This is a genomic window from Streptomyces sp. NPDC048623 (genome assembly GCF_040650755.1).
In the GTDB taxonomy this organism is placed as follows: domain Bacteria; phylum Actinomycetota; class Actinomycetes; order Streptomycetales; family Streptomycetaceae; genus Streptomyces.
The window spans coordinates 56,393-83,261 of sequence record NZ_JBEZHV010000013.1; the positions used below are offsets into that span (position 1 = coordinate 56,393).

The window sequence follows — 26,869 nt, forward strand, 5'->3', positions numbered from 1 at the left end:
GCGGGCCTGTGGTCCGTCGACGAGCACCTGGCCGACGTCCTCGCCGCGGTCTCCCCGCTCGAGCCCATCGAGCTGCAACTGGCCGACGCCCAGGGCTGCGTGCTCGTCGAGGACGTCACGGTCCCGGTCGCGCTGCCGCCCTTCGACAACAGCTCCATGGACGGGTACGCGGTGCGGGTCGCCGACGTGGCGGGGGCGAGCGAGGAGTTCCCCGCCGTCCTGACCGTGATCGGCGACGTCGCGGCCGGCGCCGGCGGCCTGCCCAAGGTCGGCCCCGGCCAGGCCGCCCGGATCATGACCGGCGCCCCGCTGCCGCCCGGCGCCGAGGCCGTCGTCCCCGTCGAGTGGACCGACGGCGGTACGGGCGGGGGCGTCGCCGGCGGGATGCGTCCGGCCAGCGCGGCTCCCGAGGGCGCGTCCGGCGAGGTCCGCGTCCACCGCCCCGCCGAGGCCCGCGCCCACGTCCGGGCCCGCGGCAGCGACGTCACCGCCGGCGAGCTCGCGCTCGCCGCGGGCACCGTCCTCGGCCCGCCGCAGATCGGCCTCCTCGCCGCGATCGGCCGCGGCACCGTGCGGGTGCGCCCCCGCCCGCGCGTGGTCGTGATCTCCACCGGCAGCGAACTGACCCAGCCCGGCGAGCCGCTGGCCGAGGGACAGATCTACGACTCCAACAGCTTCCAGCTCGCCGCCGCCGCCCGTGACGCCGGAGCCCTCGCCTACCGGGTCCCCGCCGTCGCCGACGACGCCGAGTCGCTGCGCGCCGCCATCGAGGACCAGCTGATCCGCGCCGATCTGATCGTCACCACCGGCGGCGTCAGCGTCGGCGCCTACGACGTGGTCAAGGAGGCGCTGACGGCCGACGGCGAGGTCGACTTCCGCAAGCTCGCCATGCAGCCCGGCAAGCCGCAGGGCTTCGGCATGATCGGCCCCGACCACACCCCGCTGCTCGCGCTGCCGGGCAACCCGGTCTCCTCGTACGTCTCCTTCGAGCTGTTCGTCCGCCCCGCGATCCGCGCCCTGATGGGTCTCCGCGACCGCCCCGACGCGCACCGGCCCCGGGTGCGCGCGGTGCTCAAGGCCGACCGGGCGATCTCCTCGCCGGCCGGCCGGCGCCAGTTCCTGCGCGGGACGTACGACGCGGAGTCCGGCGCGGTCAGCCCGGTGGGCGGCGCCGGCTCCCACCTGATCGGTGCGCTCGCGCACGCGGACGCGCTCCTCGTCGTACCGGAGGAGGTGACCGCGGTCGAGCCCGGTACCGAGCTGGAGGTGCTCCTGCTGGGGTGACCGCAGGCCCGGGCGGGCGCGGACCCGGCCGACCACCCGTTTCACCGGTCGGGCCTCGTCCGGTGCACCCGCGCCGGTGGGGGTACCGTGTCGTCCCACACAGCGACCGGGAGTGTCACCGCCATGAGCACGCAGCAAGGACTCACCCACATCGACGAGGCGGGGGCGGCCCGCATGGTCGACGTCTCCGGGAAGGACGTCACCGCCCGCACCGCCCGCGCCAGCGGCCGGGTCCTCGTCTCGCCGCGCGTGATCGAGCTGCTGCGCGGCGAGGGCGTGCCGAAGGGCGACGCGCTCGCCACGGCCCGGATCGCCGGGATCATGGGTGCCAAGAGGACCCCGGACCTGATCCCGCTCTGCCACCCGCTGGCGGTCTCCGGCGTGACCCTCGACCTCGCGGTCGCGGACGACGCCGTGGAGATCCTCGCGACGGTGAAGACCACCGACCGGACGGGCGTGGAGATGGAGGCCCTGACGGCGGTGTCGGTGGCGGCGCTGACCGTCGTCGACATGGTGAAGGCCGTCGACAAGGGCGCGGTCATCTCCGACGTACGGGTGGAGGAGAAGACCGGCGGCAAGTCCGGCCACTGGACGCGGAGCGAACGGAGCGAGGCGTGACGCGCGCGGGCAGGGTGACCGGCGCCCACGAACACGAGGGGCACGAGGCGCACGAGGGGCACGTGGCGCAGGCCGCCGCCGGGCTGCGGGAGCCGGGCGCCCCGTACGCCGCCCTCGTCGTCACGGCCTCCAACCGCGCCGCGGCCGGCGTCTACGAGGACAAGGGCGGCCCGCTGATCGCGGCGGCGCTGCGCGGTCTCGGTTTCGCCGTGGACGGCCCGCAGGTCGTCCCGGACGGCGCGCCCGTCGAGGCGGCGCTGCGTGCGGCCGTCGAGGCCGGTTACGACGCGGTCGTCACCACCGGCGGTACGGGCATCTCGCCCACCGACGAGACCCCCGAGGTCACCCGGCGCGTCCTGGACCGGGAGATCCCGGGCATCGCGGAGGCGATCCGCGCGTACGGCCGGGAGAAGGTGCCCACGGCGGCGCTCTCGCGCGGCCTCGCCGGGGTCGCGAAGGGCACGCTGATCGTCAATCTGCCCGGTTCGGCGGGCGGGGTACGGGACGGGCTCGCCGTCCTGGAGCCGTTGCTCGTCCACGCGGTGGACCAGATACGGGGCGGCGACCACCCGAGACCGGCGGCGGAAGCGGGCCCGGCGTCATGATTCCGTCCTGGCCCGTCGTCCTGGTCGACGGCGACGTGGTGCTCCGCCCGATAAAGATGCGCGACCAGCGGGCCTGGCGCGAGGTGAACCGGCGCAACCGCGATTGGCTGCGCCCCTGGGAGGCGACCGTCCCGCCGCCCGGCCCGAGCGGACCGGTGACGCAGCGTCCCACGTACCGTCAGATGGTGCGCCATCTGCGGGCGGAGGCGAACGCGGGGCGGATGCTGCCCTTCGTGATCGAGTACCAGGGGCGTCTGGTCGGGCAGTTGACGGTGGCGGGAATCACCTGGGGCTCGATGTGTTCGGGCCATGTGGGCTATTGGGTGGACCGCGACGTGGCCGGCCGCGGCGTCATGCCGACGGCGGTGGCGCTCGCCGTCGACCACTGTTTCCGCACGGTCGGACTGCACCGGATGGAAGTCTGCATTCGTCCGGAGAACGGGCCCTCGCGGCGGGTCGTGGAGAAATTGGGATTCCGGGAGGAGGGGCTGCGTCCGCGCTACCTCCACATCGACGGCGCCTGGCGTGACCATCTGGTCTTCGCGCTGACGGCGGAGGAGGTGCCGGAGGGCTTGTTGCGGAGATGGCACCAGGCACGTCGCCAGCACCAGTAATTGCAATAAGTGTTCGAATTTAATCGGCAGTTGGGTGCCAATCGATCGGAACAATCACAAAAAAGTTCAGTGATATCAGCCAGATCGTGCGACACACCGGGCCGATTGGCCGATGCCCTCACCCGAATCCCTCTACCGTGTGAGGCGTGAGCAGCAGCGGCCTCATCTACGCAGTCATCGTCGGGGCCTGGGCCGCCTACTTGGTGCCGATGTGGCTCCGCAGGCAGGACGAGCTGAACGAGGCCCGTCCGACGGAACGCTTCAGCACCGCCATCCGGCTGCTGTCCGGACGGGCGGGCATGGAGCGCCGTTACGCCAAGGAGCTGAGGGACCGGGACCGCGCGGCCGACGACCCGGCGCCCGACGTCGACCCGGACGCGGTGACCGAGCATCTGAGCTCGGTCGACGTCCGGGGTTTCTGCGCGCCCGCGACCAGAACGGAAGCCCGTCTGGAGGTGCCGGAGGCGGGGCCCAAGGCCGCCACGCCCAAGGCCCCGGCCGCCAAGGCTCCCGCCCCCAAGGCCCCGGCCCCCGCGCCTGCCCCGGCCCGGCGTGCGGCCGGCGTGTCGGCCGAGCGGGCCCGCCGAAGCAAGGTCCTCGCCCGGCGCCGGCGCACCACCGTGCTCCTCTTCCTCGCCTTCACGCTCGGCGCGGTGGTCGCGGCCGTCGGCGGTATCGCCTTCCTGTGGGCGCCCGCCGTCCCGGCCCTGCTCCTGAGCGCGTACATCGTCTATCTGCGCGTCCAGGAGCGGCGGCGCTTCGTGTACGTGATGGACCGCCGCAACGCCGAGGAGGCCGCCGCCCGGCTGCGCGAGAGCCGCCGCCCGGCCCCGAAGCCCGAGCCGGAGCCCTCGTCGGCGCCGGCCGCCGAGCCGGCCGTCTCCCCGCAGGAGGCGGACCGCCGGGCGCTGGTCGAGCAGACGGATCACGCGGAGTGGGTCGACCAGCAGCGTGAGCGCGGCCCGGCCCGCGGCGACAGCTGGGACCCGGTCCCGGTCCCGCTCCCCACGTACGTCACGGCCCCGGTCGCCCCGCGCGCCTCGGGCGGCGTCGACATCACGGACCCGGAGACCTGGAGCTCGGCCCGCTCCTCCACGGCGGCCGACCCCGCTCCGGCCCCCGCCCCGGCCCCGCGCCAGCGCACCGGCCAGCCCCGCCCCCGCCGCGACCACGGCCGCACCCCGCTCTTCGACCAGTACGCGGACGACGACCGCCCCCGCGCGGCCAACGAATGACCGGCTCGTTGACCTGCGGGGGAACGGATTTCCTCGTACTGCGGTCGGGATGCTAATGTTTCACACGTCGCAGGGGCCTGTGGCGCAGTCCGGTAGCGCACCTCGTTCGCATCGAGGGGGTCAGGGGTTCGAATCCCCTCAGGTCCACAGACACGAAGAGCCCGTCCGATCATCAGATCGGACGGGCTCTTCGCTGTATGCGAGGAAGGCCCGCTGTCAGTGAGGCTCGCTAGCGTGATCTTCCATGGACAGGGAACTGCTGATCGCGTCGCTCTCCGGCTCCTGGAAGCGCACTCGGGCGGCCCGTGATGCCCTCGTGGCGCAGGGGGCGGAGGCCGTGGGGCCGGTGCTCGCCCTGCTGTGCGACGAAGAGTCGCCCGTGGACCGGGTCCTCTGCGCCGATGTGCTGCGGAGGATAGGGGAGCCCGCGCTGCTGCCGCTGGCCGAGGCGGCCACGGTGACCGCGTCGCCCGAGGTGGCCCGGGAGGTGGCGTGGACGCTGCGGACCCTGGAGGTCGACGGGCCGGAGGCCTACGCGCCGCTGCTGTCCCACCCCCACCCGAAGGCGCGCGAGCAGGCCCTCGACGCCTTCCGGTGCCGTGACGAGGAAGAGGAGTACACCAGGCTGCTGATCCCACTGCTCGGCGACCCGGACCCGGAAGTGCGGCGGCGAGCGGTCGTGACGTTCCGGGCGATCGGTGCCGCGGCCGTGCCCGAGCTACGGCGCGCACGGCGTGGGTACGCGCCCGCGCCCGCGCCGAGAGTGCGGGCCGGAGCACTGGAGGCGCTCGCGGAGATAGCCGGCCCCGCCGGCCTCGACGCCGAGGACCTCGCGGCCTGGCACCGGCTGACGGGCATCAGACTCCGGGACGAGGTGCCGGAGGGCATGCATCTGTGCGGCTCCTGGTACGCGGTGCCCACCGACGACCAGGACGCGGTCCTGGCCGCATTCGACCTGGCGGACCCGGTGCCGGTCACCCTGCGGACCGGCGCGGCGGCGTGGAACCGGGACCAGCACGACTTCGATCGCAACCGCGCACACCAGGGCTGCTCCCGGGTCTTCGTCAGTCCCGCCCTGGACGGCTGGACGCTGGTCTTCGGCGACCCCTCGCAGGACGCCCACCGGATCACGGCGGTGTGGGACGCCGCTGACGACGAGGATGACGAGGGTGAGGCGAGCGAGGTCCGTGCCGAGGTCGTACGGGAGCGGTGCGCGGCCCTCAGCCGCCGCTTCGGGGCCGCCCAGTGGTACGGCATGAGCTGCGGCGACGGCTGGACCGCGTGGTGCATCGCGGAGGACGGCGAAGTGGTGCGGTACTACGACGCGTTCGAGGCGGAGGAGGACGGTGAGGACGAGGGCGACGGCGCGCGTCACCCCGCCGAGGCCGGTTTTCTCCTCCCGCACGAGGACGGCTTCCCGGAGGACGCCTTCGACGACCTGGACCCCGGCTCCGAGGACTTTCCCGCCCGCTGCGAGCAGATTCGGCAGGAACTCGGCATACCCGAGACCTGTTACGCCGACGACATCGCCGCCCGCCTTTCGGTCGACCCGGGCAGCCTCGGCCCGGCCACCACGGTCACCGGCCACGGAGTCCTCGCCCTGACCGCCTGCGGCCGGGAACACGGCCATCCCGTGGGGGCGTTGCCGGTGTGACGGGCGCGGGTGCCGGGCCGTCAGCTCGTCATGAGGCCTGAAGGCGGGGGCCGAGGGGCCGACGGTCGCCGTGCGGGGCTCGCGGGGGGAGCTGTCGCGTCACAGCGCCTTCGCGAAGCAGCGGCTGTTCGGGTAGTCCCGGTAGAAGCCGAACTTCTCGCACGGCTCGTAGCCGCACGAGGTGTAGAGCGCGATGGCCTCCGGCTGGGCGGTGCCCGTCTCCAGGACCATGCGGATCCGGCCGGCCTCGCGGGCGTCGGCCTCCAGGGCGGCCAGGATGCGCCGCGCGAGGCCCAGACCGCGGGCCTCGGGGATCACGTACATGCGCTTCAGTTCGGCGTCGCCGTCGGAGTAGCCCTCGTGGTTGGCGTCCTGGGTGCGCCAGCCGCCGGTCGCGACGGGGCGGCCCTCAGGGTCGTACGCGAGGAGGTAGAGGCCCTGCGGCGGGGCGAACATGGACGCTTCGAGGTGGGTGAGATCCCCCTCACCCTCGCCGTCGTCGTCCGCATAGCGCTCGGCGTATTCCAGCTGAACGGCGTCGTTGAGCTTGACGGCGTCGGGGTGGTCGAAGGCGGTGGGGCGAATGTCCATGCTGTCCATCGTATGTCTGTGCGATGCGGTGCAGGGATGCCGACGTCGGTTGTCGGTATTCTCCCGGGATGCTCACTGTGACGACCGCGAATGTCAACGGGATCCGTGCCGCCGCCAAGAAGGGCTTCGTCGAATGGCTGGCGGGGTCCTCGGCCGATGTGGTCTGCCTCCAGGAGGTGCGCGCCGAGGAGGCGCAGCTGCCCGCCGAGGTGCGTGCCCCCGAGGGCTGGTTCACCGCGCACGCCCCCGCCGCCGCCAAGGGGCGCGCCGGGGTGTCGCTCTACACGCGGCGTGAGCCCGATGCCGTACGCGTCGGCTTCGGCGTCGCGGAGTTCGCCGACAGCGGCCGGTACATCGAGGCCGACCTGCCCGGCGTCACCGTCGCCAGCCTCTATCTGCCCTCGGGTGAGGTCGGGACCGAGCGGCAGGACGAGAAGATCCGCTTCATGGACGCCTTCCTGCCGTATCTGAAGGAGCTCAGGGAGCGCGCCGCCGCCGACGGCCGCGAGGTCGTCGTCTGCGGTGACTGGAACATCGCCCACCGCGAGGCCGACCTCAAGAACTGGAAGGCCAACCGGAAGAGCGCCGGCTTCCTGCCCGAGGAGCGCGAGTGGCTGGGCCGCGTCCTCGACGAGGGCGACGGCGGGTACGTGGACGTCGTCCGCGCCCTCCACCCCGACCAGGAAGGTCCCTACTCCTGGTGGTCCTACCGCGGCCGCGCCTTCGACAACGACAGCGGCTGGCGCATCGACTACCAGGTGGCCACGTCCGGGCTCGCCGCCAAGGCGGTCAAGGCGTACGTCGAGCGGGCCGCCACCCACGCGGAGCGCTGGAGCGACCACGCGCCCGTCACCGCCGTCTACGAGCTCTAGCCCGCGCCACGCGCCTACACGGCTGCGGGGCAGGGCGGGGGCAGGGCGGGGGCAGGGTGGCCCGGGCTCAGGGCGTGCCGTGCATCCGGCGGTCCAGGGCGAGCGAGAGTTCCGCCTCCACCACGCTCTTGGCCAGCGGGCGCAGCCGCTGCACGTCCTGCTCGCCGGCGTACTTCCCGAGCAGCTCGGTGAAGAGCTCCGCCATCGCCTCCACGTGCTCGCGGACCCGGCCGCCCGCCTCCAGGACGGCGGCCAGCGGGATGCCCTCCCGGACCAGCGCGGCGGAGACGTCGAGCAGGCGGCGGCTGACATGGACGATGTCCTCGCCGTCGGTGGCCAGATAGCCCAGGTCGAGCGCGGCGGCCAGATTCTCCGGGGTGACCTCGCCGGCGAAGGTGTCGGCGAGCTCCTCGGGGGTGAGGCGGACCGGTTCCTCCTCGGTGGGGGCGCCCAGCTCCAGCACCTCGCCGACGTTCCGGCCGGACTCGAAGGCGGCGGTGAGGTCGGCGATGCCGTTGAGGGTGTGGCCGCGTTCGAGGAGCGCGGAGATGGTGCGCAGCCGGGCCAGGTGACGCTCGTCGTACCAGGCGATCCGGCCCTCGCGGCGGGGCGGCGGGATCAGCCCGCGCTCGCGGTAGAAGCGGAGGGTGCGGACGGTGATCCCGGCGGCGGCGGCCAGGTCGGCCATGCGGTACTCGTGCGGCGCGGGCCCGTCCGTGACGCCCGCCGACCCTCCGGGCGTACCCGTGTGCTCCGCCGCGTCCGCCGCGTCCGCCGTCTGCACCCTGTCCGCCCGGTCCGTCTGGTCTCCCGATCGTTCTGCCACGCACGCCAGCCTATGTTGTACCGCCGGTAACTTTCCCCGGCCTTACCTCTACCGCTCGGTATGCCGCTGCTCTACAGTCCCGATTGTGCCAGTGATTGCTGGCGGAATCTTGGCCGGGCGCACGGGAGGCGGCATGGCGAAGCACGAGCACGTACGGGTGGCGGTGATCGGATCGGGATTCGGCGGACTCGGAGCCGCCGTCCGGCTGCGCCGCGAGGGGATCACCGACTTCGTCGTCCTGGAGCGGGCCGACTCCGTGGGCGGCACCTGGCGCGACAACAGCTACCCCGGCTGTGCCTGCGACGTGCCCTCCCATCTCTACTCCTTCTCCTTCGCCCCCAACCCCGACTGGCCCCGCACCTTCTCCGGCCAGCGGCACATCCGCGCGTACCTGGAGCACGTCACCGACACCTTCGGGATCCGGCCGCATCTGCGCCTGAACCACGAGGTCATGAAGATGACGTGGAACGAGGACGAACTGCGCTGGGACATCGAGACCAGCCGCGGCGGCTTCTCCGCCGACGTCGTCGTCTCCGCCACCGGGCCGCTCTCCGATCCCAAGATCCCGGACATCCCGGGACTCGCCGACTTCACCGGCAAGATCTTCCACTCCGCGCAGTGGGACCACGACTACGACCTGAGCGGCAAGCGCGTCGCCATGGTCGGCACCGGCGCCTCCGCCATCCAGATCGTGCCGTCGATCCAGCCGAAGGTCGGGAAGCTCACCCTCTTCCAGCGCACGGCCCCGTGGGTCATGCCCCGTATGGACCGGGCCATCAGCGCCCCCGAGCGCTGGCTCCACCGGCAGCTGCCGTTCACCGCGACCGCCCGCCGCGGCATCCTTTGGGGCATCCGCGAGCTCCAGGTCAGCGCGTTCACCAAGCGGCCCGACGAGCTCGGCCTGGTCGAGCGGCTCGCCAAGGCCAATATCGCTCGGGCGATCAAGGACCCGGTGCTGCGGGCCAAGCTGACCCCCTCGTACCGCCTCGGCTGCAAGCGGATCCTGCTCTCCAACGTGTACTACCCGGCGCTCGCCCAGCCCAATGTCGACGTCGTCGCGTCCGGCCTCAAGGAGGTCCGCGGCAATGTCGTGGTCGCTGCCGACGGCACGGAGACCGAGGTCGACGCGATCGTCTTCGGTACGGGCTTCCACGTCACCGACATGCCGATCGCGCCGCGCGTCATCGGCGCCGACGGACGCTCGCTCGCCGAGCACTGGAAGGGCGGCATGGAGGCGCTGCGCGGCGCGACCGCCGCCGGCTTCCCCAACCTGATGACGATCATCGGCCCCAACACCGGCCTCGGGAACTCCTCGATGATCCTGATGATCGAGTCCCAGCTGAACTACATGGCCGACTACCTGCGCCAGCTGAACGTGCTCGGCGGCCGCGCCGCCCTCGCCGTCCGGCCCTCCGCCGTCAACGCCTGGAACCGGCGCGTCCAGGCCCGCATGGAGAAGACCGTGTGGAAGGCGGGCGGCTGCGACAGCTGGTACCTCGACGCCAACGGCCGCAACACCACCCTGTGGCCGGGCACCACCGGCGAGTTCCGCCGCGAGACGCGGACCGTCGACCTGTCCGAGTACGAGGTGCTGCGCGCTCCCGCGAAGCCCGCCGCCGGCCGCCGCGCCTCCCGCAGGAAGGAGGCCGTCCAGTGACGCGTACGGCCGGCGAGCTCACCGTCACCTCCGCCGACGGATCGGCGATCCATGTCGAGGTGTACGGCCCCGAGGGCGCCCCCGCGGTCGTCCTCGCCCACGGCTGGACCTGCTCGGCCCGCTTCTGGGACGCGCAGATACGGGACCTGGCCGCCGACCACCGGGTCATCGCCTACGACCAGCGCGGCCACGGCGGCTCCCCGGCACCGACGCCTGCGCCGGCGCCCGTGTCGGCACCGGCGGTCGACGGCACCGGCCGCGGCTACTCGACGGAGGCTCTCGCCGACGACCTGGAGGCCGTGCTCGCCGCGACCCTCGGGCCGGGCGAACGGGCCGTGATCGCCGGGCACTCCATGGGCGGCATGACGATCATGGCCGCCTCGCGGCGGGCCGTCTTCCGGCAGCACGCCGCCGCCGCGCTGCTCTGCTCCACCGGGCCCTCGCGGCTGACGGAGGAGGCCACGGTCGTACCGATGGCGCCGGGCCGACTGCGGACCCGGCTCACCGCCGCCGTCCTCGGCTCGAAGCTGCCGCTCGGCCCGGTCACGGCGGTGTCGAAGAAGATCCTCAGGTACGCGACGATGGGGCCGGGTTCGGCGGCCGAGCGGGTCGACGTGTGCGCCCGGATCGTGCACGCCTGCCCGCGCGGCGCCCGATACGGCTGGTCGCAGGTGCTCGCCGCGCTCGACCTGGAGGTCGGGCTGCGGGAGCTGCGGCTGCCCGTGGCCGTGCTCGTCGGCACCGCCGACCGGCTCACCCCGGCGCGCCACTCGCGGGTGATGGCGGGTGCGCTGTCGCACTGCACGGGCCTGGTCGAGCTGGCCGGCATGGGGCACATGACACCGGTGGAGGCCCCGGAGGCCGTCACCGCGCAGATCCGCGAGCTGACCATGACGTATCTCGGGGCCAAGAAGGAGGCAGAGGCATGAGCAGGGTGAGCCTGGAAGGACAGGTGGCGGTCGTCACCGGCGGCGCCCGCGGCGTCGGTGAGCTGCTCGCGCGCAAGCTCTCCGCGCGTGGCGCGAAGATCGCGCTGGTCGGCCTGGAGCCGGAGCTCCTCAAGGAGGTCGCGGGACGGCTGCACACCGAGGCCGACTGGTGGCACGCGGACGTCACCGACCACGTGGCGATGGCGCGGGTCGCGCAGGAGGTGAAGGAGCGGTTCGGCAAGGTCGACATCGTGGTCGCCAACGCCGGTGTCGCGGCGGGCGGTCCGTTCACCGACTCCGACCCGGTCGCCTGGCGGCGGGTCATCGAGGTCAACCTGATCGGCGGCGCCGTCACGGCCCGCGCGTTCCTGCCCGTCCTCATGGAGTCCCGCGGCTACTTCCTGCAGATCGCCTCGCTCGCGGCGATGACCCCGGCGCCGATGATGACGGCGTACTGCGCCTCCAAGTCCGGCGTCGAGGCCTTCGCGCACAGCCTGCGCGCCGAGGTCGCGTACAAGGGGGTGAAGGTCGGCGTCGGTTACCTCTCCTGGACCGACACCGACATGGTGCGGGGCGCGGACCAGGACGACGTGATGCGCGAGCTGCGCTCCCGGCTGCCCTGGCCGGCCAACCGCACCTACCCGCTCGGCCCGGCCGTCGACCGGATCGTCGCGGGCATCGAGCGCCGCTCGGCCCATGTCTACGCCCAGTGGTGGCTGCGCGGCATGCAGTCCACCCGCGGCTATCTGCCCGGCATCATCGCCGGTGTCGGACAGCGCGAGATGCGGCGCTTCGAGCCGCGCCTCGGGACCGTCGGCAAGGGGCTGGTAGGTGCGGGAGGCGCGGCCGACGAGCAGGCGCGGCAGGAGCGGGTGTGACCGCCGCGCGGTGACTGTCCGTAATTGATCGAAATGCACGGGATGTTCCGTCGTGTCAGTCTGGTCGAGGCCCAAGGGGCGACACGCCCCGTCTCCCTCACACCCTTCTAGGAGTGAACCTTCATGGGCATCAAGGACGACATGCAGGGCAAGGCGCAGCAGGCCAGGGAAAAGGCGCAGCACGCGATGGGCGGGGCCAAGGACCGGGCCTCCGAGCGCGCGTCGCAGGCCAAGGACCGTGCGCGGTCCGAGGACGAGCGGCGCCGGCAGCAGGAGGACCAGGACCGCCTCGACATGGACTACGACGCCTGACGCCGTCCTGTGAGGAAGGCGCACCCGGGACGCCGGGTGCGCCTTCGCGTATGCGCTCTCGCACGTGGGGGCGGGCCTGTGGATAACTTCCTGCACGGAATCGCGAAGTTACGTACCGTGATCCTCATGTCCGAGACTGAGGCAACCGAGGCAATGACGCTCGTACTTGAGCGGCTGCGACCTGACCACGCGCCCGCCCTGCTCGCCTTCGAGCGGGAGAACCGGGCCTTCTTCGCCGCGTCCGTGCCCGACCGCGGGGACGCGTATTTCGAGAGGTTCGCCGAGCGGCACGCGGCTCTGCTGGCGGAAGAGGAGATCGGGACGATCCGCTTCCATGTGCTGGTGGCGGGGGACGGGGAGATAGTCGGGCGGTTCAACCTCGTGGACATAGCCGACGGCAGCGCCGTACTCGGCTACCGGGTCGCCGAGAAGGCCACCGGGCGCGGGGTGGCGACCGCGGCGGTACGGGAGTTGTGCGTCCGGGCCCGCGAGGAGTACGGGCTGAGCCGGCTGACCGCGGCCACGACCCTCGGCAACGCGGCGTCCCGGGCGGTGCTCGCCCGGGTCGGCTTCGGTGCGGTGGGCGGGGTGACGCTCGACGGCGACCAGCCGGGGATCGCCTACGAGCTGGACCTCGGCGGCAGTTTGGGCCGGGAGCGGTTCGGCACGTCGTCGTAACCGGGCGGGCTCGCCGGCGGGTTCTCCTCAAGCAGCGCCAGTGCCATCTCCACGGCGTCGTCGAGCTGTGCGTGCCGCCCCTCGGCCCAGTCGAGGGGGGTGCGCAGCACGGCGAGGTCCGGGGCGACGCCGTGGTTCTCGATGGACCAGCCGAACTCGGGGAACCAAGCCGCGTTCATGGGGACGGTGATCGCGGTGCCGTCGCCGAGGGTGTGGCGGCCCGTCATGCCGACGACACCGCCCCAGGTGCGCTGGCCGACGACCGGGCCGAGGCCGAGCAGCTTGAACGCGGCGGTGATCATGTCGCCGTCGGAGGAGGTGGCCTCGTCGGCGAGGGCGACGACCGGGCCGCGCGGGGCATTGGAGGCGTAACTGACCGGCTGGGCGTTGCGGGTGAGGTCCCAGCCGAGGATCTTGCGGGTGAGTTTCTCTATCACCAGCTCGCTGATGTGGCCGCCGGCGTTGCCGCGCACGTCCACGATGAGGGCCGGCCGGGAGACCTCCATCCGCAGGTCGCGGTTGAACTGGGCCCAGCCGGAGCCGCCCATGTCCGGGATGTGGAGATAGCCGCAGCGCCCGCCGCTGATCTCCCGTACGACCGCGCGCCGCTTGCTCACCCAGTCCTGGTAGCGCAGCGGACGTTCGTCGACGAGGGGGACGACCGCGACCCGGCGGGGGCCGCCCTCGCCGCCGGCGGGGGTGAAGGTGAGTTCGACGGTGGTGCCACCGGTGCCGGAGAGGAGGGGATAGGGGCCGGCCACGGGGTCGACGGGGCGGCCGTCGACATGGGTGAGGACGGCGCCCGGGCGGATGCCGGTGCCCGCGAGCGGTGAGCGGGCCTTGGAGTCGGAGGAGTCGCCGGGCAGGATCCGCTTGACCGTCCAGCCGTTCTCGCGGGGCACGAGGTTGGCGCCGAGCAGGCCCTGTGCGCGCTGGTAGTGGGCGGGGCCCTCGTTGCGGCGGGCGGGGCTGACGTACGCGTGCGAGGTGCCGAGCTCGCCCATCACCTCGCGCAGCAGATCGGCGAACTCGTCGGGGGAGGCGACCCGTTCGACCAGCGGGCGGTACTGGTCGAGGATCGCCGGCCAGTCGACGCCGCCCATGCCCGGCTCCCAGAAGTAGGCGCGGACGATCCGGCCCGCCTCGTCGAAGGCCTGCCGCCACTCGGCGGCCGGGTCGACCTCGTGCACGATGCGCCGCAGATCGAGATAGACCGTCGAGTCGCTGTCGCCGGACTCGGTGGAGGGGACGGCCCGCAGCTCGCCCTCGTCGACCACGACGAGCCGGGAGCCGTCGCCGCTGACCGCGAACCAGTCGAGATGGCCCACGAGTTCGGTCTTGCGGGCCTTGGGGATGTTGTAGTGCTCGAGCGTGGGCCGGGGGGAGGGATCGGAGGGGTTGGCGAAGGTCTCGCCGAGGGCGCCGGAGATCGGCCAGCGCAGCCACACCAGGCCGCCGCCGGCCACCGGCTTGAGGGCGGAGTACTTGGAGGCGGTCACGGGGAAGGGCGTGACCCGGTCGGGGAGTCCCTCGATCTCGACGGTGACCGTGCCGTCCCCGGCGCCCGCCTCCTCGTCGGCGGGGTCCATGCCGCCGGCGGCGGGCCGCCCGTCGGGAAGCAGCGCGAAAGGAGAGGGGGTCGCGGAGGAGAGCGGTACGAGATAAGGGCGGCAGCCCAGCGGGAAGGACAGGTCGCCGGTGTGCACGTCGTACACCGGGTCGAAGCCCCGCCAGGAGAGGAAGGCGAGATAGCGCCCGTCGCGGGTGAAGACCGGGTTCTCGTCCTCGAAGCGCCCGTTGGTGACGTCGATGATGGCGGGCGCGCCGGGGCCGGCGATGCGGGCCATCTTGATGGAGCGCAGGGAGCGCCCGATGCCCGGGTGCGACCAGGTGAGCCAGGCGCCGTCGGGGGAGAAGGCGAGGTCGCGGACCGGGCCGTTGAGGGAGCGGATGAGCTCGGTGACCCTGGTCGTGGCGGGGGTGACGGTGTCCTCGGCCGTACCGGGGGCGCCGGAGGCGTCGGGATTCGGGGAGTTGGGGGCATCCCCGCCGGAGGTCCCGGTGGTCCCGGAGGCGCCTGAGTCGGTGCCCGGGGTGGTGGCGTCCGCCGCCCCGGGGGCGTCCTCCGCCGGGGCCGGCGGGGTCTGGGCCTCGGGCGGCTCGACGGCGGCCTGCGCCTCGTCGTCCTCCGTCGTGTCGATGAGGAGCAGCCGGCCGTCGCTCGACGCGATGGCGAGGCGTTCGCCGTCCGGGTCGGAGACCAGTTCCTCGACGCGGCCGAGTTCGCCGGAGGCGAGGCGGCGGGGTGGGCGGTCGCCGCTGGCCCGGGGCAGATAGGCGATCTCGACGGCGTCCTCGCCCTCCGCGTCGGTGACATAGGCGACCTGGCCGCCGCTGCCCAGCATCTCGGGGAGCCGGACGCGGACCCCGGCGGTGTCGGCGATGGTGCGGGCGGGGCCGTCGCGATGGGTGAGCCAGTAGAGGCTGCCGCGCACCGAGACGGCGCTGGCGCGGCCGGTCTCGTCCACGGACAGGGAGTCCACGTGGTGGGCGGCGGGGACCTGGTAGGGGCGCCGGCCGGTGCGCGGGCCGCCGAGGCGTACGTCGAGGCGGCGGGGCCGGGAGCCGGCGGTGAGTTCGTCGACGATCCACAGCTCGCCGGCGCACTGGTAGACCACCCGCTGCCCGTCGCTGGACGCGTTGCGGGCGTAGAACTCGTCGTGGTCGGTGTGGCGGCGCAGGTCGGTGCCGTCGGGGAGACAGGAGTAGAGGTTGCCGATGCCCTCGTGATCGGAGAGGAAGGCGATCCGGGTTCCGGCGCCGGGGCCGGAACCGCCGTCCTCGCCGGGTGGGGCGGTGACGAACATCGGCGTGTCCAGGTGCCCGCCGAGGTCGGGGAGCAGCCGTTTGCCGTGCAGCCACAGCCGGCCCATGGCACCGCCGCGGTAGCGCTTCCAGGAGGCGGGTTCGTGGGGCGGGGTGCCGGTGAGCAGGAGGGTGCGCCGGTGTCCTCCGGATCCGGAGCCTTCGGCCGGGGGAGTGCCGCTGTCGAGATCGGCGACGGCGATGTCGGAGACCGGGCCCCAGGGCAGCTTGGCGCCGGGGGAGCCGTCGGTGGGGACGGTGTAGGCCCAGGAGACGTACGAGAAGGGCTGGCCATGGGAGGAGACCGCGAGGATGTCGGACCGGCCGTCCTGGTCGGGTGGCGACCAGCCGCAGACCCGGGTGTCGGTGGAGCCCCAGTAGGTGAGCCGCCGGGAGGGGCCGCCGTCCACCGGTGCGAGATGGATCTCCGGGTCGAGGCTGCGCCAGCTCGTGTACGCGATCAGGCGGCCGTCCGGAGAGAACCGCGGGTGCCCGACCCGGGTCCGGTCGGCGGTGATCCGCCAGGCGCGGCCGGGCCGGTGGCCCTCGGGCACGAGGGGGGAGACCCAGAGGTCGTCCTCGGCCGCGAAGCACAGCAGCTCGCCGTGGAGGTGCGGGAAGCGGAGATACGCGCGGTCGTCCGTCACCTCCTCATGCTTTCCGCCGGAAGGGGGTGAAGCAACTCGTACGTCAGTCCACGGTTGAGTGCCGGGGCTGTGTTTCACGACACGTACGAAACGGTTTCGTTTCGTTGGGGCCGCGGGTATGGTCGTGGTGTACGAAACCGTTTCGTTCGGCTCGGTCGAACGTGAGGAGGCCGGTCATGGCAGCGCGCAGCAGGCTCACCCCCGAGCGGGAGGCCGAGCTGTACGAGGCCGTGCTCGACCTGCTGCGCGAAGTCGGTTACGACGCCCTCACCATGGACGCCGTCGCCACCCGCACCCGGTCCAGCAAGGCCACCCTCTACCGCCAGTGGGGGAGCAAGCCCGAGCTGGTCGCCAAGGCTCTGCGGCACGCCAAGCCCGGCAGTGTCGCCGAGATCGACACCGGCTCGTTGCGCGGCGACCTCCGGCTGATGCTGGAGCGCAGCGACACCTGCCAGTTGGAGAGGGACTCCGCGCTGATGCGGGGACTCGCCCACGCCGTCACCCAGCACCCCGACCTCCATCAGGCGCTCCGTGAGCTGCTGATCGCGCCCGAGATGACCGGCCTCGACGAACTGCTGCGCCGAGCGGTGGAGCGGGGAGAGGCCGACGCCGGCAACCCGGCTCTGAAGCTCGTGCCGCACATGCTGATCGGCGCGGTGGTCACCCGCCAGCTGATCGACGACAAGCCGCTCGACCAGGAATTCCTGATGACCTACCTCGACGCCGTCGTGTTCCCCGCACTCGGCGTCTGACCGCACTCTCGCACCACTCCGCACCACCCCGCACCACCTGACGCTGCGCACCGCTCACGCCGTCGGGCCGGCTCCCCATGCCCTTGTCCCGCCCCAAACAGGGAGTACGCCCCCGTGGCCACGTTCCTCTTCAAGCTCGGCCGCTCCGCCTTCCGGCGCCGCAGGCTCGTCGCCCTCCTCTGGGTGGCGTTGCTCGCGCTCGCCGGAGTCGGTGCCGCCACCGCGCCCGCCGCCACCTCCGGTTCCTTCTCGATTCCCGGCACGGAGGCCCAGCGCGCCTTCGACCTGCTCGAACAGCGCTTCCCCGGCAGCAACGCCGACGGTGCCACCGCCCGCGTGGTCTTCGAGGCCCCGGCCGGCCAGAGCATGCAGGACCCGGCGAACAAGGCCAAGGTCGCCAAGACCGTGGCCGCGCTGCAGTCCGGCTCCGACCAGATCGCCCGCGTCACCGACCCGTACACGGCCCAGGCGGTCTCCCGTGACGGCCGGGTCGCGTACGTCTCCGTCGCGTACAAGGTCAACGCGATGGAGCTGACCGACGAGACCCGTGACGCGCTCAGGGAGACCGGCGAGGCCGCGCAGGGACAGGGGCTGACCGTCGAGATCGGCGGTGACGCGCTCCAGACCATGCCGGAGACCGGCGCCGGAGAGATCGTCGGCGTGGTCATCGCGGGCGTCGTGCTCGTCATCACCTTCGGCTCGCTCGTCGCCGCCGGACTGCCGCTGCTCACCGCGATCATCGGTGTCGGCATCGGTGTCTCCACGATCACGGCCCTGGCCAGTGTGCTCGACCTCGGATCGACCACCTCCACCCTCGCGACGATGATCGGCCTCGCGGTCGGCATCGACTACGCGCTCTTCATCGTCTCCCGCTACCGCGCGGAGCTCGCCGAGGGGCGGGCGAAGGAGGAGGCCGCCGGGCGCGCCGTCGGCACCGCCGGTTCCGCCGTCGTGTTCGCCGGTCTGACCGTGGTCATCGCCCTCGTGGGCCTCGCCGTCGTCAACATCCCGATGCTCACCAAGATGGGCTTCGCCGCGGCCGGCACGGTCGTGATCGCCGTCCTCATCGCGCTCACCCTCATCCCCGCGCTGCTCGGCTTCGCCGGCGACAAGGCCGTGAGCCGAAAGCAGCGCAAGGCGGACGCCGAGAACGCCAAGGGCGCCGCGCAGACCACCGAGGCCGCGGACCCCAAGGGCGCCAGGGGCAATGCCGGCACCCGCTGGGCGCGCTTCGTCATCCGCCGCCCGATGATCGTGCTGCTCGTCGGAGTGCTCGGCCTCGGCGCCATGGCCGTACCCGCCACCTCCCTGGAGATGGGCCTGCCGGACGACGGCGTGAAGCCCGTCTCCGCGACCGAGCGCCGCGCGTACGACCTGCTGTCCGACGGCTTCGGCCCCGGCTTCAACGGCCCGCTGCTCGTGGTCGTCGACGGCGACAAGGCCGCAGCCGACAAGACCGTCACCGCCATCAAGGGCCTGGACGGCGTCGTCGCCGTCACCCCGCCGACCCCGAACAAGGCCGGCGACACCGCGATGATCACGGTGATCCCGAAGGAGCGCCCCTCCTCCGCGGCCACCGAGGACCTGGTCCACGACATCCGCGGCGCGACCGGCGACGACGTCCTGGTCACCGGCGCCACCGCGATGAACATCGACTTCTCGCAGAAGATGAACGACGCCCTGCTGCCCTACCTGGCCCTGGTCGTCGGCCTCGCCTTCCTGCTCCTCATGGTGGTCTTCCGCTCGGTTCTGGTCCCGCTGAAGGCGGCCCTCGGCTTCCTGCTCTCCGTGGTCGCCGCCCTCGGCGCGGTCGTCGCGGTCTTCCAGTGGGGCTGGCTGGGCAGCCTGTTCGGCGTCGAGCAGACCGGCCCGATCATGTCGATGATGCCGATCTTCATGATCGGTGTGGTCTTCGGCCTCGCCATGGACTACGAGGTCTTCCTGGTCACCCGGATGCGTGAGGCGTACGTCCACGGGGCGCGCCCCGGCGAGGCGATCGTCACCGGCTTCCGGCACGGCGCCCGGGTGGTCACCGCCGCCGCGGTGATCATGATCGCGGTCTTCTCCGGCTTCATCGGCTCCAGCGAGCAGATGGTGAAGATGATCGGCTTCGGTCTCGCCGTCGCCGTCCTCTTCGACGCCTTCGTGGTCCGGATGGCGATCGTCCCGGCGGTGCTCGCGCTGCTCGGCCACAAGGCCTGGTGGCTGCCGAAGTGGCTCGGCCGCGTGCTGCCGAACGTGGACGTCGAGGGCGAGGGCCTGGCGGCCGCCGCTCCCGGTGCCGCGGCCGCCCCGCCGGCCGAGCCCGAGAAGGAGCTGGCCAGGGCCTGACCAAGGGCCTGACGCCCGACACCGGGTGTCAGCCGTCCGATGGACTCCGGGGCCGCCGCTGAGCGGGCGGTGCGTCCCGGACCGCGCCGGGACCTGTGGGGACGGGGATCCTGCGCGGCCCGTACGCCGTCAGCGCGCCGACACGGCCGCGCCGACGGCGTACGTGTGCTTGAGGAAGCGGATCAGCGCGGTGGTGTCGAACTGCACGACCCCGACCCCGTCGTCCGTGTGGAACTCCACCACCGTCTGCACCCGGCCGCACGGCCAGATGCCGATCTCGTCGCGCCGGGCGGGCGCGCGCAGTCCGGCCTCCAGAAGGCTGCGGGGGAAGGACCACTCGATGTCGCCGGGGAAGACGAAACGTATGGTCGCGGGTTCGACGCCGGGGTCGAAGCGGAGGGACACCGGCACCGGCCGCGAGAGCGGCGCGTCGCTGATGATCCGGCCCTTGGCGTGGTCCTCGACTTCTCGGTCAGCTACGGCGCGGGCCATCGGGCGGCTCCTCACACTCGTACGCGACACACGTTCGCGCGCTCAGTCCTCAATGTCCCACTTTTCCGGGACGTGCGCCCGGCCGGGGAAGTCCTCTCACTCCACTCCTGACCTCTACACGCTCTTGCAAACCATTCGCAGGAAGGCTTTATCATTCGGGCGTGCATGTACCTGACGGATTCATCAACGCCCCCGTATCGGCCGCCGCCGGTGTCGTCGCCGCCGGCGCCGTCGCCGTCGGCCTGCGCGGAGCCCGTAAGGAATTGGACGAGCGCACGGCCCCGCTGGCCGGCCTCGTCGCGGCCTTCATCTTCGCCGTGCAGATGCTCAACTTCCCCGTCGCGGCCGGCACCAGCGGACACCTGCTCGGCGGCGCGCTCGCGGCGATCCTCGTCGGCCCCTACACCGGTGTCCTGTGCATCGCCGTCGTCCTGCTCATGCAGGGCGTCCTCTTCGCCGACGGCGGTCTGACTGCGCTCGGCGTCAACATCACCGTCATGGGCCTGGTGACCGTGGTCGTCGCGTACGCGCTCTTCCGCGGCCTGGTCCTCGTGCTGCCGCGCACCCGCCGTTCGGTGACCGTGGCGTCCTTCGTCGCCGCGCTCGTCTCCGTACCGGCCGCGGCCACCGCCTTCACCGTGATCTACGGGCTCGGCGGCACCACCGACGTACCGCTCGGCAAGGTGCTCACGGCGATGGTCGGCGTGCACGTCCTCATCGGGATCGGCGAGGCGGTCATCACCATGCTGACCGTCGGCGCGGTCGTCGCCGTCCGCCCCGACCTCGTGTACGGCGCCCGCGGCCTGACCACCCCGCTCAAGCTGCGCGTGGACGGCGAGCTCGTCGACGCGACGCCGACGGCCCGGCCGGTCGCCCGCCCGGCCGGCGCCCCGGTCCCCGGCGCCGCCCGCTCGCCGAAGAAGCTGTGGATCGGCGGGGTCGTCACCGCGCTCGTCCTCGCCGGGTTCGTCTCCTTCTACGCCTCCGCCAGCCCCGACGGCCTGGAGAAGGTCGCCGCCGACCAGGGCATCGACAGCGAGGTGCGGCCGCACGCCGCCGCCGACTCGCCGCTCGCCGACTACGGCGTCAAGGACGTGTCGAACGCGCGCCTGTCCGGCGGCCTCGCGGGCGTCATCGGCGTGGGCGCGACCCTCGCGGTCGGCACCGGCGCCTTCTGGGTCGTCCGGCGACGCCGTACCGCAGCGGAAGCGGCCTGACATGGGGGCAGGGCACGCGCACAAGCTCTACCGGCGGGGGCGGTCGCCGGTCCACGAGCTGCCCCCGCACACCAAGCTCGCCGCCGTCCTCGGCTTCGTCGTCGTGGTCGTCGCCACGCCCCGCGAGGCGATGTGGGCCTTCGCCCTCTACGCGGTCCTGCTCGGCGCCGTCGCCGCGCGGGCCCGCGTCCCGGCCGGGTTCGTGCTGAAGCGGCTGCTCATCGAGATCCCGTTCGTCGCCTTCGCGCTGCTCATGCCGTTCGTCGTCCCCGGCGAACAGACGGAGGTCCTCGGGATCTCGCTGTCCGTCCCCGGCCTGTGGGGCGCCTGGAACGTCCTCGCCAAGGGCAGCCTCGGCGTCGCCGCCTCCGTGCTGCTCGCCGCCACCACCGAACTGCGCGAACTGCTCCTCGGCCTCCAGCGGCTCAAGCTGCCGCCGCTGCTCGTCCAGATCGCCTCCTTCATGATCCGTTACGGCGATGTCATCACCGACGAGATGCGGCGGATGTCGATCGCCCGGCGCTCGCGCGGCTTCGAGGCCCGCGGCGTACGGCACTGGGGCGTCCTCGCGAAGTCCGCCGGAGCCCTCTTCATCCGCTCGTACGAGCGCGGGGAGCGGGTCCATCTCGCGATGGTCAGCCGCGGCTACACCGGCACCATGCCCGTCATCGACGAGGTCACCGCGAGCGCCGCCCAGTGGCGGCAGGCCGCCGCGCTGCCGCTCGCCGCCCTCCTGATCTGCCTCCTCGGATGGACGACCCCATGACCACCACTTCTCCCCCTTCGCTCGACGTGCGCGGCCTCGCGTACGCGTACCCCGACGGGCACCAGGCCCTCTTCGGCGTGAACCTGACCGTGGAGCGCGGCGAGCGGGTCGCGCTGCTCGGCCCCAACGGCGCCGGCAAGACCACCCTGGTCCTGCACCTCAACGGCATCCTGACCGGCGGCGCGGGCGCGGTGACCGTCGCCGGGCTGCCGGTCGGGAAGAAGCACCTGGCCGAGATCCGGCGCCGGGTCGGGATCGTCTTCCAGGACCCCGACGACCAGCTGTTCATGCCCACGGTCCGCGAGGACGTGGCCTTCGGGCCGGCCGCGGCCGGGCTGCGGGGCGCCGAGCTGGAGGCCGTGGTGCGCAAGGCCTTGGCCCGGGTCGGCATGGAGGAGTTCGCCGACCGGCCCCCGCACCATCTGTCCTTCGGACAGCGGCGGCGGGTCGCGGTGGCGACCGTCCTCGCCATGGAGCCGGAGATCCTGGTCCTCGACGAGCCGTCCTCCAACCTCGACCCGGCCTCGCGGCGCGAGCTCGCCGACATCCTGCGCGCCCTGGACGTCACCGTCCTCATGGTCACGCACGACCTGCCGTACGCGCTTGAGCTGTGCCCGCGCTCGGTGATCCTCAGCGAGGGCGTGATCGCCGCCGACGGGCGGACGGCGGAGATCCTCTCGGACGAGGAGCTGATGGCGCGGCACCGCCTGGAGCTGCCGTTCGGCTTCGTGCCGAGCGCGGTCGCCTGACCCTGGCCCGACCCATGCCCGCCCCTGGCTCGTCCCTGACGTGACCCCGATCCGTCCCTGACCTGCCCCCGACCCCGGAATCCGCTCGGCGGGGACCACGTTGCACCATGGGAACGGTTCAGTGGCTGTACGAGAGGAAGCGTGGGTTCAGGTGGACGTCCAGGGCACGGTAGCGGCGGGCTTCGAGCCGGTCAGGGACGCGTTCCTGCGCAACTTCGAGCAGCGCGGGGAGCGCGGCGCGGCCGTCGCGGTCTACCGCGACGGGACGAAGGTCGTCGACCTGTGGGCGGGCACCCGCGATGCCGACGCCGATGCCGACGCCGGCCGCGACGGCGAGGGCGGCGCGCCGTGGGCGGCGGACACGGCGCAGGTCGTGCGCTCGGCGACGAAGGGCGTCGCCGTGGCCGTCCCGCTGCTGCTGCACCAGCGCGGCCAGCTGGACCTGGACGCGCCGGTCGCGGCGTACTGGCCGGAGTTCAAGGCGGCGGGCAAGGAACGGGTGACCGTACGGCAGCTGCTCGCGCACCGGGCGGGCGTGCCGGTCCTGGACCGGCCGCTGACCCTCGCCGAGGCGGTCGACCTGGAGACCGCGACGGCCGCGATGGCCGCCCAGGCCCCGGTCTGGGAGCCCGGTACCGCCCACGGCTATCACGCGCACACCTTCAGCTGGCTGCTCGCCGGCCTGGTCCACCGGGTCACCGGCCGCACCATAGGCCGCTGGGTCGCCGAGGAGATCTCCCGCCCGCTCGGCCTCGACCTGTGGATCGGACTGCCCGAGGAGGAGGCCCACCGGGTCGGCCGCCTCGCCCCGGTCGAGGAGATCGAGCCGGCCGACAGCCCGATGCTCAAGCTGCGCCCCAAGCCGTCGGTGACGGCGGCCTACAAGGACCCGATGTCGCTGACCCGGCGCGCCTTCGAGGTCATCGACCCGAGGCCCGACGAGAACGACCCGGTGTACCGGGCGGCCGAACTGCCCGCCTCCGCCGGTGTCGCCACCGCCCGCTCCCTCGCCCGCTTCTACGCTGCCACCCTCGGCCCGGTCGACGGCGGCGGCGACCGTCTCTTCGCCCCGTCCACCCTCACCCTGGCCCGTACGGAGGAGTCCGCCGGCCCGGACCGCGTGCTGATCGTCGGCACCCGCTTCGGCCTGGGCCACATGCTCCACGGCCCGGCCTCCCCCCTCCTCGGCCCCACCTCCTTCGGCCACCCCGGCCGCGGCGGCTCCCTCGCCTTCGCCGACCCGGAGTCGGGCGTCGCCTTCGGCTACGTCACCAACGGGATGCGGAAGACGGTGACGGCGGACCCGCGGGCGCAGGCGCTGATACGGGCGGTGCGCGCGGCCCTCTGAGCCCTGGGGCACCGTCCTGGGTGTGCACGCAGTGCATGGGAACTGTGGACCGTCCGCCAACGACAGCGGTACGGCGCTGCGGGCATCCTCGTTCGCGACCGACCGCTCCGTGATCGCGGAGCGGCACACGAGGGAGGAACCCCCCATGCGTTACAAGGCTTTGGCCGTGGCGGCCGCGGCGATCGGCACCATCGCGCTGGGCACGGCGCCTGCGAGTGCGGCGCAGAACTGGGGCACCGTGAGCACCAATTCCAACTGGAACTGCGGTGCTTACAAGAACCACTCCGTCTCCGACTACGTCAGCTTCAAGATCTGCGTCGTCCGCAACGCGAACAACGACGCTCAGACCGTGCTGGTCGTGCAGAACAGGGCGAGCGTGGCGGTGGCGATCGGCGGCGAGGTCCAGTTCCAGGGAGGCGGGCACAACGAAGTGGCGATGTGTGCCGCCTCCACGCTCAACCCCGGTTACACGCGCGGCTGCTACGGGCCCACGTACCACGTCGGCAGCTCCATAGCCCAGGGCAAGGGGTGGCTGGAGCTCAACACCGTCTGGAACGACTACGGCCAGTGGATCTCCAACTAGGCACCGCCACAAGCCAGCGCCAACTGCCGGTACTCCGTCGGCGGGAGGCCGTACGCGGAGCGGAAGGCGCGGGTGAAGTCGGAGGCGCGAGGGTAGCCCCAGCGGGCGGCGAGGGCGTGGACCGGCAGGCCGCGCAGCGCGGGGTCCGCCAGGTCGCGGCGGGCGCCTTCGAGGCGTCGGGCGCGGATCCAGGCGGCGACCGTCTCGCCGGGTGACTCCTGCTGGAAGATCCGGTGCAGATAGCTGAGGGAGATGTGGTGAGCGGCGGCCACCACGGGCGGCGTCAGCTCCGGGTCGTGAAGGTTCTGCCGGATGAACGCCCGGACGCGCCTGGCCGTCACCTGCCGGCGGGTCTCCTCCGGCAGGACCGACTCCTCCTCCAGCGCCTCGGCGAGGCAGGCCGCCACGAGGCCGAGCAACGCCTTGCCCAGGAGGTCCGGCTCCGGCAGCCGCATGCCTCCGGCCTGCCGGTCCAGGCCCACGAGAAACCCCGCGAGCAGCGCGCCGACGCCCTCCTGCCCCGACAGCCGCCGCCCCAGCAAGGCGCCCACCTGGCGCGGCGGCAGGGGCAGCAGGGCCTTCGGGAAGTCCACGCCGATCCCCCTGACGATCCGGTGCTCCCTGTCGCCCGCCGGTCGCAGGTCGAAGGACCGTGCGCTGTCGAGCAGATGCAGATCCCGCGGCCCGAACGTGCACGTGCTTCCGCCGTGATCGAGGGCCAATTCGCCCTCGAGCAGCAGTGTCAGCTGATACGAGTCGGTGTCGGTCCGCCGCGCCATCCGGGGGCTGCGCCAGTAGCGGATCGGTTGCGACGCCATCGACATCGCCGTGAGCGTCCCGAGTCCGAGAACCCGGGACTGCGCCCAGAATTCCGCCGCGGGCACGGGGGTCATGTCGCTGCCCCGAGCCTGCCCCATCCACTCCCGCCAGGCCTCGAACCTGTCCGCCGCGGGCAGTTCCTCGCTCCGGAACACACTGCCGTCCACCCCGGCCCCCTCCGCCGGCACATGCGCCTCAACTGGCGTACAGCATAAGGCCGATGCCCACCACCATCAGGCCCGCGGCGGCCACCCGCGGGCCGCCGAAGCGTTCCTTGAAGAGAAGGGCGCCGATGGCGGCGCCGACGATGATGGAGGACTCGCGGAGGGCCGCGATCGGAGCCAGGGGGGCCTTGGTCTGGGCCCAGAGGACCAGGGCGTAGGCGGCGACCGACATCGCGGCGCCGAGGAGGCCGCGGGTGGCGAAGGGGCGGAGTTCGCCGGCGAGGGCCGGGCCGCGGCGGGCGAGGGCGTAGGCCGGGATGACCAGGCCCTCCAGGAGCATCAGCCAGGCGATGTAGCCGAGCGGGGTGCCGGAGGCACGGACGCCGACGCCGTCCACGACGGTGTACGCGGCGATCGACAGGCCCGTCGCGCCCGCGGCGAGCAGCGCCGGCCAGTGCGGGCGGGCGCCCTTGCCGCGGATGCCCCACAGGGCGAGGCCGGTCAGGCCCGCGCAGGCGACGGCGACGCCCGCGAGCTGCCCCGCGTCCGGGACCTCGCCCACGAAGACCGCGGCGAGCAGCGTCACCACCAGCGGCGCCGTTCCGCGCGCGATCGGGTACATCTGGCCGAAGTCACCGAGCGCGAAGGACTTCATGAGCAGCGCGTAGTACGCCACGTGCAGCACCGCCGAGGAGACCAGGTACGGCCATGCGCCGGAGGCGGGCAGCGGGGTGAGGCAGACGCCGGCGAGACCGATGAGCGCGCCGCCGCCGGATATCAGCGTGAAGGAGAGCAGTTGGTCGTGGATGCGTGCGGCGATCGCGTTCCAGCTCGCGTGCGTCACAGCGGCGAGCAGTACCGCCGTGACGACCAGCGGCGTCACGCCGAACGCTCGTCGGAGCGCTCGCGGACGTCCACCAGCGTGCCGCCTGCGTGCGCGATCAGCGTCTTCGGGTCGAGGGCGAAGACACTGTGCGGGGTGCCCGCCGCCGCCCACACCACCTCGTGGTCGAGCAGCCCCCGGTCGGCCAGGACCCGGGTCCGGCTGCGGTGCCCGAAGGGCGGGACGCCCCCGATCGCGTACCCCGTCGTCTCCCGGACGACCCGCGCGTCGGCGCGCGTGACCGCCCCGGCGCCCAGCTCCTGCCGTACCCGCTCCACGTCCACCCGCGAGGAACCGTCCATCAGGACGAGAACCGGCACCCCGTCCGCCGCGAAGACCAGCGACTTCACGATCTCCGAGACCCCGCAGCCGATCGCCTCGGCGGCCTGCTGCGCGGTCCGCGTCTCGTCCGGGAAGCGCCGGACCTCGACATCGAGACCGAGCTCCGTCAGGGCCGCGGCGAACTGGGGGTGGGCGAGTGCGTGCGACGTCGTCATGGG

At 72.9% G+C, this 26,869-nt stretch carries 26 protein-coding genes and 1 tRNA gene; 20 read left to right on the forward strand and 7 right to left on the reverse strand.

The features are described from left to right. The first annotated feature begins 6 nt into the window (after positions 1–6). From glp to AB0C73_RS20060, 7 genes are all read left to right on the forward strand, one after another. Positions 7–1,284: a gephyrin-like molybdotransferase Glp gene (gene glp, locus AB0C73_RS20030; protein WP_362532037.1), complete on the forward strand. Its 1,278-nt coding sequence runs from the start codon at positions 7–9 to the stop codon at positions 1,282–1,284. A 123-nt stretch (positions 1,285–1,407) separates the two neighbouring features. Next, complete coding sequence (gene moaC, locus AB0C73_RS20035) at positions 1,408–1,902, forward strand: cyclic pyranopterin monophosphate synthase MoaC (RefSeq protein WP_362531646.1); 495 nt, start codon at positions 1,408–1,410, stop codon at positions 1,900–1,902. A 62-nt stretch (positions 1,903–1,964) separates the two neighbouring features. Next, positions 1,965–2,507 carry a MogA/MoaB family molybdenum cofactor biosynthesis protein gene (locus AB0C73_RS20040; protein ID WP_362532040.1) on the forward strand — a complete coding sequence of 181 codons (543 nt, stop codon included), beginning with the start codon at positions 1,965–1,967 and terminating at the stop codon, positions 2,505–2,507. Next, positions 2,504–3,121, forward strand: coding sequence for a GNAT family protein (locus AB0C73_RS20045; protein WP_362531648.1), 618 nt, complete (start codon positions 2,504–2,506; stop codon positions 3,119–3,121). Before AB0C73_RS20040 ends, AB0C73_RS20045 begins: the two co-directional genes overlap by 4 nt. A gap of 146 nt (positions 3,122–3,267) precedes the next feature. Beyond that, complete coding sequence (glpR, locus tag AB0C73_RS20050; RefSeq protein WP_362531651.1) at positions 3,268–4,356, forward strand: gephyrin-like molybdotransferase receptor GlpR; 1,089 nt, start codon at positions 3,268–3,270, stop codon at positions 4,354–4,356. A 73-nt stretch (positions 4,357–4,429) separates the two neighbouring features. After that, a tRNA-Ala gene (locus AB0C73_RS20055) sits at positions 4,430–4,503 on the forward strand. Between the two features lie 97 nt (positions 4,504–4,600). Beyond that, a complete protein-coding gene (locus AB0C73_RS20060) occupies positions 4,601–6,010 on the forward strand; it encodes a HEAT repeat domain-containing protein (RefSeq protein ID WP_362531654.1) in 1,410 nt (469 codons plus the stop codon). Between the two features lie 99 nt (positions 6,011–6,109). Here AB0C73_RS20060 and AB0C73_RS20065 read toward each other — a convergent pair whose 3' ends face one another. Next, the gene (locus AB0C73_RS20065) at positions 6,110–6,601 is read right to left on the reverse strand and encodes a GNAT family N-acetyltransferase (protein ID WP_362531656.1); all 492 of its coding nucleotides are present in this window, start codon (positions 6,599–6,601) and stop codon (positions 6,110–6,112) included. 68 nt (positions 6,602–6,669) lie between these two features. Here AB0C73_RS20065 and AB0C73_RS20070 point away from each other — a divergent pair, with 68 nt between their 5' ends. Beyond that, entirely contained in the window at positions 6,670–7,473 is an 804-nt protein-coding gene (locus tag AB0C73_RS20070; protein ID WP_362531659.1) for an exodeoxyribonuclease III, read from the forward strand. A gap of 67 nt (positions 7,474–7,540) precedes the next feature. Here AB0C73_RS20070 and AB0C73_RS20075 read toward each other — a convergent pair whose 3' ends face one another. After that, on the reverse strand, positions 7,541–8,161 hold the full coding sequence (locus AB0C73_RS20075; protein ID WP_362532043.1) for a MerR family transcriptional regulator: 621 nt from the start codon (positions 8,159–8,161) through the stop codon (positions 7,541–7,543). 271 nt (positions 8,162–8,432) lie between these two features. On the opposite strand from AB0C73_RS20075, the gene AB0C73_RS20080 reads away from it, so the two are divergent. From AB0C73_RS20080 to AB0C73_RS20100, 5 genes are all read left to right on the forward strand, one after another. Then, positions 8,433–9,956, forward strand: a complete 1,524-nt coding sequence (locus AB0C73_RS20080) for an NAD(P)/FAD-dependent oxidoreductase (RefSeq protein ID WP_362531662.1) — start codon at positions 8,433–8,435, stop codon at positions 9,954–9,956. Beyond that, positions 9,953–10,885, forward strand: coding sequence for an alpha/beta hydrolase (locus AB0C73_RS20085; protein WP_362531665.1), 933 nt, complete (start codon positions 9,953–9,955; stop codon positions 10,883–10,885). Before AB0C73_RS20080 ends, AB0C73_RS20085 begins: the two co-directional genes overlap by 4 nt. Further along, positions 10,882–11,763, forward strand: coding sequence for an SDR family oxidoreductase (locus AB0C73_RS20090; RefSeq protein ID WP_362531668.1), 882 nt, complete (start codon positions 10,882–10,884; stop codon positions 11,761–11,763). Before AB0C73_RS20085 ends, AB0C73_RS20090 begins: the two co-directional genes overlap by 4 nt. A gap of 123 nt (positions 11,764–11,886) precedes the next feature. Beyond that, a complete protein-coding gene (locus AB0C73_RS20095; RefSeq protein WP_362531671.1) occupies positions 11,887–12,075 on the forward strand; it encodes a hypothetical protein in 189 nt (62 codons plus the stop codon). A 126-nt stretch (positions 12,076–12,201) separates the two neighbouring features. After that, positions 12,202–12,753: a GNAT family N-acetyltransferase gene (locus AB0C73_RS20100; RefSeq protein ID WP_362531673.1), complete on the forward strand. Its 552-nt coding sequence runs from the start codon at positions 12,202–12,204 to the stop codon at positions 12,751–12,753. On the opposite strand, the gene AB0C73_RS20105 is transcribed toward AB0C73_RS20100, so the two are convergent. Next, positions 12,696–16,265: a S41 family peptidase gene (locus AB0C73_RS20105; protein ID WP_362531676.1), complete on the reverse strand. Its 3,570-nt coding sequence runs from the start codon at positions 16,263–16,265 to the stop codon at positions 12,696–12,698. The genes AB0C73_RS20100 and AB0C73_RS20105 overlap by 58 nt on opposite strands. 176 nt (positions 16,266–16,441) lie before the next feature. Between AB0C73_RS20105 and AB0C73_RS20110 the strand changes: the two genes are divergently transcribed. Together AB0C73_RS20110 and AB0C73_RS20115 are read left to right on the forward strand one after the other, a co-directional pair. After that, on the forward strand, positions 16,442–17,017 hold the full coding sequence (locus AB0C73_RS20110; protein WP_362531679.1) for a TetR/AcrR family transcriptional regulator: 576 nt from the start codon (positions 16,442–16,444) through the stop codon (positions 17,015–17,017). Positions 17,018–17,131: 114 nt separating this feature from the next. Further along, positions 17,132–19,348: an MMPL family transporter gene (locus AB0C73_RS20115; RefSeq protein WP_362531682.1), complete on the forward strand. Its 2,217-nt coding sequence runs from the start codon at positions 17,132–17,134 to the stop codon at positions 19,346–19,348. A gap of 129 nt (positions 19,349–19,477) precedes the next feature. On the opposite strand, the gene AB0C73_RS20120 is transcribed toward AB0C73_RS20115, so the two are convergent. After that, complete coding sequence (locus tag AB0C73_RS20120; RefSeq protein ID WP_362531685.1) at positions 19,478–19,840, reverse strand: SsgA family sporulation/cell division regulator; 363 nt, start codon at positions 19,838–19,840, stop codon at positions 19,478–19,480. Between the two features lie 161 nt (positions 19,841–20,001). On the opposite strand from AB0C73_RS20120, the gene AB0C73_RS20125 reads away from it, so the two are divergent. From AB0C73_RS20125 to AB0C73_RS20145, 5 genes are all read left to right on the forward strand, one after another. Beyond that, positions 20,002–21,057 (forward strand): energy-coupling factor ABC transporter permease, encoded by a 1,056-nt coding sequence (locus AB0C73_RS20125; protein ID WP_362531688.1) that lies wholly within the window; start codon positions 20,002–20,004, stop codon positions 21,055–21,057. Between the two features lies 1 nt (position 21,058). Beyond that, positions 21,059–21,823, forward strand: a complete 765-nt coding sequence (cbiQ, locus tag AB0C73_RS20130; protein ID WP_362531691.1) for a cobalt ECF transporter T component CbiQ — start codon at positions 21,059–21,061, stop codon at positions 21,821–21,823. Next, entirely contained in the window at positions 21,820–22,572 is a 753-nt protein-coding gene (locus AB0C73_RS20135) for an ABC transporter ATP-binding protein (RefSeq protein ID WP_362531694.1), read from the forward strand. Before cbiQ ends, AB0C73_RS20135 begins: the two co-directional genes overlap by 4 nt. A 151-nt stretch (positions 22,573–22,723) precedes the next feature. After that, on the forward strand, positions 22,724–23,920 hold the full coding sequence (locus tag AB0C73_RS20140; protein ID WP_362531697.1) for a serine hydrolase domain-containing protein: 1,197 nt from the start codon (positions 22,724–22,726) through the stop codon (positions 23,918–23,920). A 145-nt stretch (positions 23,921–24,065) separates the two neighbouring features. Next, positions 24,066–24,503, forward strand: a complete 438-nt coding sequence (locus tag AB0C73_RS20145; RefSeq protein ID WP_362531700.1) for a hypothetical protein — start codon at positions 24,066–24,068, stop codon at positions 24,501–24,503. On the opposite strand, the gene AB0C73_RS20150 is transcribed toward AB0C73_RS20145, so the two are convergent. The 3 genes from AB0C73_RS20150 to AB0C73_RS20160 are packed head-to-tail and all read right to left on the reverse strand — an operon-like array spanning position 24,500 to position 26,866. Beyond that, positions 24,500–25,489 (reverse strand): helix-turn-helix domain-containing protein, encoded by a 990-nt coding sequence (locus AB0C73_RS20150; protein WP_362531702.1) that lies wholly within the window; start codon positions 25,487–25,489, stop codon positions 24,500–24,502. The genes AB0C73_RS20145 and AB0C73_RS20150 overlap by 4 nt on opposite strands. A gap of 28 nt (positions 25,490–25,517) precedes the next feature. Beyond that, positions 25,518–26,369: a DMT family transporter gene (locus AB0C73_RS20155; RefSeq protein ID WP_362531704.1), complete on the reverse strand. Its 852-nt coding sequence runs from the start codon at positions 26,367–26,369 to the stop codon at positions 25,518–25,520. Further along, a complete protein-coding gene (locus tag AB0C73_RS20160; RefSeq protein ID WP_362531707.1) occupies positions 26,366–26,866 on the reverse strand; it encodes a YbaK/EbsC family protein in 501 nt (166 codons plus the stop codon). The genes AB0C73_RS20155 and AB0C73_RS20160 overlap by 4 nt, the downstream gene beginning before the upstream one ends. Positions 26,867–26,869: the final 3 nt, after the last annotated feature.

Bases quoted from the DNA above. Each gene is read 5' to 3' on its own strand.
- AB0C73_RS20095 (WP_362531671.1), top strand. From the start codon at position 11,887: ATGGGCATCAAGGACGACATGCAGGGCAAGGCGCAGCAGGCCAGGGAA.
- AB0C73_RS20060 (WP_362531654.1), top strand. From the start codon at position 4,601: ATGGACAGGGAACTGCTGATCGCGTCGCTCTCCGGCTCCTGGAAGCGC.
- AB0C73_RS20100 (WP_362531673.1), top strand. From the start codon at position 12,202: ATGTCCGAGACTGAGGCAACCGAGGCAATGACGCTCGTACTTGAGCGG.
- AB0C73_RS20120 (WP_362531685.1), bottom strand. From the start codon at position 19,840: ATGGCCCGCGCCGTAGCTGACCGAGAAGTCGAGGACCACGCCAAGGGC.
- moaC (WP_362531646.1), top strand. From the start codon at position 1,408: ATGAGCACGCAGCAAGGACTCACCCACATCGACGAGGCGGGGGCGGCC.
- AB0C73_RS20070 (WP_362531659.1), top strand. From the start codon at position 6,670: ATGCTCACTGTGACGACCGCGAATGTCAACGGGATCCGTGCCGCCGCC.
- AB0C73_RS20135 (WP_362531694.1), top strand. From the start codon at position 21,820: ATGACCACCACTTCTCCCCCTTCGCTCGACGTGCGCGGCCTCGCGTAC.
- AB0C73_RS20080 (WP_362531662.1), top strand. From the start codon at position 8,433: ATGGCGAAGCACGAGCACGTACGGGTGGCGGTGATCGGATCGGGATTC.
- AB0C73_RS20145 (WP_362531700.1), top strand. From the start codon at position 24,066: ATGCGTTACAAGGCTTTGGCCGTGGCGGCCGCGGCGATCGGCACCATC.
- AB0C73_RS20065 (WP_362531656.1), bottom strand. From the start codon at position 6,601: ATGGACATTCGCCCCACCGCCTTCGACCACCCCGACGCCGTCAAGCTC.
- AB0C73_RS20075 (WP_362532043.1), bottom strand. From the start codon at position 8,161: ATGGCCGACCTGGCCGCCGCCGCCGGGATCACCGTCCGCACCCTCCGC.
- cbiQ (WP_362531691.1), top strand. From the start codon at position 21,059: ATGGGGGCAGGGCACGCGCACAAGCTCTACCGGCGGGGGCGGTCGCCG.
- AB0C73_RS20045 (WP_362531648.1), top strand. From the start codon at position 2,504: ATGATTCCGTCCTGGCCCGTCGTCCTGGTCGACGGCGACGTGGTGCTC.
- AB0C73_RS20110 (WP_362531679.1), top strand. From the start codon at position 16,442: ATGGCAGCGCGCAGCAGGCTCACCCCCGAGCGGGAGGCCGAGCTGTAC.
- AB0C73_RS20160 (WP_362531707.1), bottom strand. From the start codon at position 26,866: ATGACGACGTCGCACGCACTCGCCCACCCCCAGTTCGCCGCGGCCCTG.
- AB0C73_RS20090 (WP_362531668.1), top strand. From the start codon at position 10,882: ATGAGCAGGGTGAGCCTGGAAGGACAGGTGGCGGTCGTCACCGGCGGC.